Origin of the sequence: Streptomyces bambusae, assembly GCF_020532645.1 — a bacterium.
GTDB lineage: Bacteria > Actinomycetota > Actinomycetes > Streptomycetales > Streptomycetaceae > Streptomyces > Streptomyces bambusae.
In genome coordinates this window covers 88,012-94,318 of record NZ_JAJAUZ010000032.1, presented here as the reverse complement: position 1 = coordinate 94,318, position 6,307 = coordinate 88,012, and the positions used below count along the sequence as shown (strand labels likewise).

The window sequence follows — 6,307 nt, the reverse complement described above, 5'->3', positions numbered from 1 at the left end:
GGGTTTCGGGGGCTCCGCCCCCGGGCCCCCGCGCCTCAAACGCCGGACGGGCTGGAATTGGCCCGGCGGGCCCGGCGCCCCGGGGCAGGAGCGCCCGGTCAAGGCGGGCCACATACGCCCCATTTGCCCCACCCCCGGCATGTGACCTTCCGCACGGACGCCCCGCCACGGCCGCCCCCCGCCGAGACGCCCGCCCACGTCCCCCATCGCCACACGACCGGTACCCCACCGCCCACCTGAAGGGCTTTCGGGAAACCCGGAGCGCCCCACGGCGGAGCCGGGAGGGGGGAACGGCCCGCTGTCCCGACCGCACGCACCCGCCTACGATCCGGTGCACGACAACCGGCGGCCGAGATTCCGGTACCGCCCGAACAGAGCCGTCCACCCCGGAGGTCCCGCCATGAGTCCCCGTGCCACCCGCAGGCGCCCCGCGCACCGCGCCCCCCGGCCCCTGCGCGCCAAGGCGGCCATCGCCGGCATGGGAGTCGTGGCCGTCGCGGCCGCCTGCGCGGCCGGCGTCGAGCTGATCGGACCCCGGGACGGGAAGACGGTCCAGGTCGCCCGGGACACGGCGATACCGAGCGCCGTCACCACCTCCGCGACCGCCGGCCCGACGTCCCCGGCGCCGTCCACCACCCCGCCGGCCCCCTCCGCATCCGCCACCCCGACGGCCACGGCCCCCCGCACGGCCACCCGCACGGCCGCCCCGCCCCCCTCACGCACCCGCACCGTCGTGTCCCGCTCCACCAAGCGCCCCGCTCCCACCCCGGTCCGGACCGCCGCGACGAGGAAGCCCGCCCCCCGCCCCGCCGCCGGCGGCCAGACCGCAGAGGTCGTCCGCCTGGTCAACGTCGAGCGCGCCGCCGCCGGCTGCCGCGCCCTGACGGTGGACGCGGCCCTGGCCCGGGCCGCGCAGGGCTACAGCGACACCATGGCCGCCACCGGGAACTTCTCCCACACCGGCACCGACGGCTCCCAGCCGCAGGACCGGATCGAGGCGGCCGGCTACGACTGGTCCGGCTACGGCGAGAACATCGCCATGGGCCAGGCGGACGCCGCCGCCGTGGTCGCGGCCTGGATGGACAGCCCCGGCCACCGCGAGAACATCCTCAACTGCCGCTTCACCGAGATAGGCGTCGGCCTGAACACCGCCGGCGGCCCCTGGTGGACCCAGAACTTCGGCACCCCCGCCTGACCCCGAACCGCCCCGCACCTGCGCATACGCACCCCGGTGGACCGCCGGCCGGGCGGCTGTAGGGTGTCCGCCATGCCGTGCGTACTCGTGGTCGAAGACGACCCCAGCATCCGTGCCTCCCTGATCGAGATCCTCTCGGAGCACGGCCACACGGTGCGCAGCACGGGCGACGGATTCGGCGCGCTGCGGGAGGTCACCCAGGGCGCGCTGGACGCCGTCGTCCTCGACCTCGGCCTGCCCGACCTCGACGGCGGCGACGCCCTGCGCATGATCCGCGGCATATCGAACGTGCCGGTGGTCGTGGCCACCGCCCGCGACGACGAGAACGAGATCGTCAGGCTGCTGAACGCCGGCGCCGACGACTACCTCGTCAAGCCGTTCTCCGGCGCCCAGCTGATCGCCCGGCTCACGGCCGTCCTGCGCCGCACCGCCGCCCCCGGTCCGGCCGCCGGGCAGGCCCGGGCCGCCGACCCGATGAGCCCCGTGACGGTCGGCGAACTCACCGTGGACCCGCTGGCCCGCTCCGCGCACCTGGCGGGCCGTGAACTGGCCCTCACCCGCCGGGAGTTCGACCTCCTGGCGTTCCTGGCCCGGCACGCCGGCACGGTCGTCTCACGGCGCCGCCTGCTCGCGGACGTGTGGCGCGAGGCGTACATCGAGGACCAGACCATCGACGTGCATGTGTCCGCCCTGCGCCGCAAACTCGGCGAACGCGCCTCCGCACCGCGCTACCTGCGGACCGTACGCGGCGTCGGCATCAAGCTGGTCGCCCCGCACTGACGCACGCCCCCGCCGCCCCGCACCTGGCCGGGTCGTCACGGTGTCGGCGAATCCGCCCCCGCCGCTCGCACACCCGTGTGAGGATGCAGCGCGGACACCGCAGTCCGCACGGCCCCGCGCCGCCGGCCGCTGCCTGCGCCCGCGACCGACGACTGCACCACCGACCGAGGGGAGCACGGAGTGAGGCGGACCGGCGGAGTCAGGCGCGTTCTGGAGGAAGGGCTCTTCCACGCCGCCGCGGCAGGCGAGATCTGGGCCGCGCACACCGGCAACAGGACCCTCCAACTGCTCACCAAACCCGTGGCCGTCCCCCTGCTCGGCCTCAAGGCGCTCCGCCGCCGCGACGAACTCGACCCCGCCGACCTGCGGCTGCTCGTCGCCGGCCTGCTCGCGGCCGGCGTGGGCGACTACTACATGTCCCGGTCCGACGAGGACGACCAGATCATCCGCGGCGCCGCCGCGTTCGGCGTCATGCAGCTCCTGTACGGCGCCGTCCTCACCCGCCGCGGCGGCCGCCCGCACCCGCGCACCGCCGTCCTGCCGGCCGCCGCCTGGACCGCGGCCGCCGGCCTGCTCGCCGCCCGCCGGGAGCCGGGCCGCAGCCGGGTGCCGGCCGTCCTGGCCACCTACGCCGCCACCCTCGCCGGCACCACGGCCCTCGCCCAGGACCCGCGGCCCGGGAAGCTCGCGGGCGCCGTCGCCCGGCTGGTCCGCCCGACCTCGGACCCCCGCACCTGGCTGCCCGCCGGCGCGGTGCTGTTCGCGGTCTCCGACGCGGCGATCCTGCTGCGCCGCAGCCTGCTCACGGACCCGCGGGCCCGGGCCGCCGCCCAGGTCTTCGTCCTCGCCACCTACAACGCCGCCCAGTGGCTCCTGCTCGAAGGCTTCCTCGCCCAGTCGACGCATTCCCAGCCGCAGTCCCGGCCGGCCCGGTAGCCCGCCGGATTCCCGGCGCCTGTCGTCACACTCCTGACACTCCTGCCCGGGGCCGGCCCCGCGGGCGGCGCCAGGAGTTCGACGACAGGTCCTACGGACCGCCCCCGCTCCGCCCGCCCGGCCGCGGCACGCACGCCACCGCGACCGCCGCCGCCACCAGGTACGCGGCCGCTCCCACGGCCATGCTCAGCCGCACCCCGCCGGTGAAGTCGGCAGCCGACGCCAGCAGCGACCCGCCCAGCGCCACGCCCGCCGCGCTGCCGATCTGGCGGGTCGTGTTGAACAGCGCGGACGCGGTGCCGGCGTGCGTGTCCGGTGCGGCCGACATCACCGTGGCGGTCGCCCCCGTCAGCGTGAACGACGTACCGAAGCCCGCGCACATCATCGGCACCACGAGGACCGCGTACGCCGGATCCGCCCCGGCCGCCGCCCAGCCGGCCAGGCCCGCCGCGCCCGTGAGCATGCCCGTGATCACGAGCGGCCGGTGCCCGGTACGGCGGGCCAGGCGCCCCGACAGCGCCGAGGCGAACATCGACATCGCCACCGCCGGGAACAGCGCCAGCCCGGTCCGCAGCGGACTCAGCCCCCGCTCGTGCTGGAAGTACAGACTGGCCGTGAAGACCATGCCGTAGAAGGCGAAGTTGAACAGCAGGCCGATGGCGGCGCCGCCCGCGACCGGCCGTGAGGCGAGCAGCGGCAGCGGCAGCACGGGGGACCGGGCCAGGCGCTCGCGCAGCACGAACAGGGCGGCCGCCACCGGACACAGCGCAGCCGCGCCGAGCACCAGCGGCGCCGTCCAGCCCAGCCGCCCGGCCTCGTTCAGCGCGGTGGTCAGCAGAGCCACCAGGGCCACGAGCGCGCACTGCGCGGGCCAGTCCAGGGACCGGCCCGGCTGCCGCACCGACGGCGGTACGCGGCGCAGCGTCAGCGCGATGCACAGCACGCCCACCGGCACGTTGACGAAGAACACCCACCGCCACCCGACCGTGCCCACCAGCAGGCCGCCCAGCAGCGGCCCGACGGAGGCGGCCACCCCGGCCATGGAACCCCACAGCCCGAAGGCGCGGGCCCGCTCCGCCGGCGACCGGTAGACCTGCTGGAGCAGCGCCAGCGAACCGGGCACGATCAGCGCGGCCCCTACCCCCTCCGCCAGCCGGGCCACGGTCAGCACGACCACGTCCGTCGCCAGCCCGCAGGCCGCCGACGCCACCCCGAAGACCACCACCCCGGCGCAGAACACCCGCCGGTGCCCGAGGCGGTCGCCGAGCGCGCCGCCGGTCAGCAGCAGCGCGGCGAACGTGAGCGTGTACCCGTTCGTCACCCACTGCACCGCGGTCAGCGACGCCGACAGCTCCCGCCCGATCACCGGCACCGCGACGTTGACCGCCGTCACGTCCAGAATGACCATGAAATAGCCGGCGCACACGGCGAACAGCGCCCCCAGGCCGCTCCCCGCACCGTCCTCCGCCCCCGCCCGCACCCGGGCACCTGGCGTCATGACCGCATGCTATGCCGTGCCCGGCGACCCCGCTCGGGCACGCGCCCGCCGGCCGCCCGGCGAAGCGGGACGGCCGGGTCGCCGCCGTGGGTCAGCCCGCCCGCTCCGCACGTGCTTCGTCCAGCGTGTCGAGGATCCGCTGGAACGGCCGCCGCAGCGCCACCGCCGCCGGCCGGGCGTCCGCCCGCACGTAGGCGGCGAGCAGTCCGCGCGCTGCCGCGATCCGGGGGCCGGGATCGTCGCCGGACAGGGTGAGGTCGAGGGCGCCGGCGGTGGCGGCGGCCAGCTCCGCCGCCCAGGGGCGGGCATCCGCGAGCACCGGGACGAGGTCCGGACGGCCCGCGAACGCCACCGCCTCCCGGGCCAGGGCGGTCACGTCCGCAACGACGCGCTCGCCGGTCCCGACCGCGCGCACCATCCGCCGTACCTCGGCCCGGCGCCGCCGGCGCAGGGGACTGAACCGCAGCGCGCGTTCGGCCTGCCGGGCCCGGGCCGCAGCGGCGGTGACGGCCGCCCCGTGGGCGGTCACGACGGCGAGGTTGTCCCGGGCCGGGCCGGGAGCGCCGCCCACGGCCGCCGCCGTCCCGGTCAGCGCCTGCGCCAGCCGCGCCCGGCAGTCCTCGGCCAGGTGCGGCAGGATCCGGCGCGGGTCGGGCGGCCAGAGCAGGGGCGCCAGCACGACCGTCACCACGGCACCTGCCCCGGTCTCCCACATCCGGTGGAAGGCGTACGCATCGGGCGCGGTGCTGGCGAGCACCAGCAGCGAGGAGACCGCCACCTGGGAGTTGGGACCGCCGTCGGCCCGCAGTACCAGGCCCACGGCCAGCCCCAGCCCGACCACCAGCGCCAGGACCGCGGTCGACGGCCGGAGCACGCTGAGGACGGCGATGCCGATGAGGACGCCCGCGACCACGCCGAGCACCCGGTGCACCGATGTGGCCAGTGCGGTGACGGGATCCCCGCGCAGCGCCACGAGCGGCACGATGGCCGCGTACACGGGCGGCTGGTCCGCCCCCAGCCAGAGCGCCACCTGCCACGACACCACCACGGTGACCAGGATCCTGGCCGCGGCCGGACCGTCCGCGGCCAGCACGGCCCGGGCGCGGCCCGCGAGCGACGCCCCGGCGCCGGCACTGCTCATGAGTCCCCTTCCGTCCCGTGCGGAACGTCCGGAGAGCAGTCTGGGCGCCGCGCGCCGCGGACCGCGTCAGGCGTGCGGGCGTGGCGGCTACCGAACGCCCGCCGCGGCGAGTGCTCCGCCGTCTGCCGCAGCGGTCTGTGCCGGGCTGGACAGCAGGGCGAAGGCCGAATCCAGGCAGGACGCGGCGTGCGCCGGGTCCGGGTCGACCTTGCGCATGATCTGGATGCCCTGGACGAGGTTCTGCAGCAGCCGGGCGGCGTCCCGGGGCGTGATCGCGGGGGACAACTCGCCGTCGCGCGCGGCCCGCTCCAGCTGCGCGGTGAACGCCTCCTCGGCGCTCGCCGTGCTGCGCCGGGCCAGCTCGCCGACCTCCGTGTCGTGCGGCAGCAGCTCCGCGATGCTGTTCACGCTGAAGCAGCCGGCGTTGCCGCAGGCCGCGTCGGCGGCGAGCAGCCGGTCGAGGACGTCGCGCAGCCGGGGGAGGACCGGTCCCTCCTCGTCGAGCGCCGTCGTCAGCAGCTGCGTCTGGTGGTCCAGGTAGCGGCCGAGCGCCCGCAGGAACAGCTGGTGCTTGTCCCCGAACGCCGCGTAGATCGAACCGCGGCCCAGCCCCAGCTCCTCCACCAGGTCGCTCATGGCGGTGGCCTCGTACCCCTTGCGCCAGAACAGGAGCATGGCCCGGTTCAGGACCGCCTCTTCGTCGAATGTGCGTGGTCTCGCCATGCACCCCACGGTAGCGAAGGACGGGGCCGGAAGC

At 76.5% G+C, this 6,307-nt stretch carries 6 protein-coding genes; 3 read left to right on the top strand and 3 right to left on the bottom strand.

Annotated elements, in window-relative coordinates:
- Positions 1 to 400 precede the first annotated feature (400 nt).
- The 3 genes from LG634_RS22360 to LG634_RS22350 all read left to right on the top strand — a co-directional run bounded on the left by LG634_RS22360 (position 401) and on the right by LG634_RS22350 (position 2,911).
- Complete coding sequence (locus tag LG634_RS22360) at positions 401 to 1,195, top strand: CAP domain-containing protein (protein WP_226735697.1); 795 nt, start codon at positions 401 to 403, stop codon at positions 1,193 to 1,195.
- Positions 1,196 to 1,267: 72 nt separating this feature from the next.
- Positions 1,268 to 1,975, top strand: coding sequence for a response regulator transcription factor (locus tag LG634_RS22355; RefSeq protein WP_226735696.1), 708 nt, complete (start codon positions 1,268 to 1,270; stop codon positions 1,973 to 1,975).
- Positions 1,976 to 2,155: 180 nt separating this feature from the next.
- A complete protein-coding gene (locus tag LG634_RS22350; RefSeq protein ID WP_226735695.1) occupies positions 2,156 to 2,911 on the top strand; it encodes a lysoplasmalogenase family protein in 756 nt (251 codons plus the stop codon).
- 91 nt (positions 2,912 to 3,002) lie between these two features.
- On the opposite strand, the gene LG634_RS22345 is transcribed toward LG634_RS22350, so the two are convergent.
- The 3 genes from LG634_RS22345 to LG634_RS22335 all read right to left on the bottom strand — a co-directional run bounded on the left by LG634_RS22345 (position 3,003) and on the right by LG634_RS22335 (position 6,273).
- Positions 3,003 to 4,409, bottom strand: coding sequence for an MFS transporter (locus LG634_RS22345; RefSeq protein WP_226735694.1), 1,407 nt, complete (start codon positions 4,407 to 4,409; stop codon positions 3,003 to 3,005).
- A 91-nt stretch (positions 4,410 to 4,500) separates the two neighbouring features.
- A complete protein-coding gene (locus LG634_RS22340; RefSeq protein WP_226735693.1) occupies positions 4,501 to 5,550 on the bottom strand; it encodes an FUSC family protein in 1,050 nt (349 codons plus the stop codon).
- An 87-nt stretch (positions 5,551 to 5,637) separates the two neighbouring features.
- Positions 5,638 to 6,273, bottom strand: coding sequence for a TetR/AcrR family transcriptional regulator (locus tag LG634_RS22335; protein ID WP_226735692.1), 636 nt, complete (start codon positions 6,271 to 6,273; stop codon positions 5,638 to 5,640).
- Positions 6,274 to 6,307: the final 34 nt, after the last annotated feature.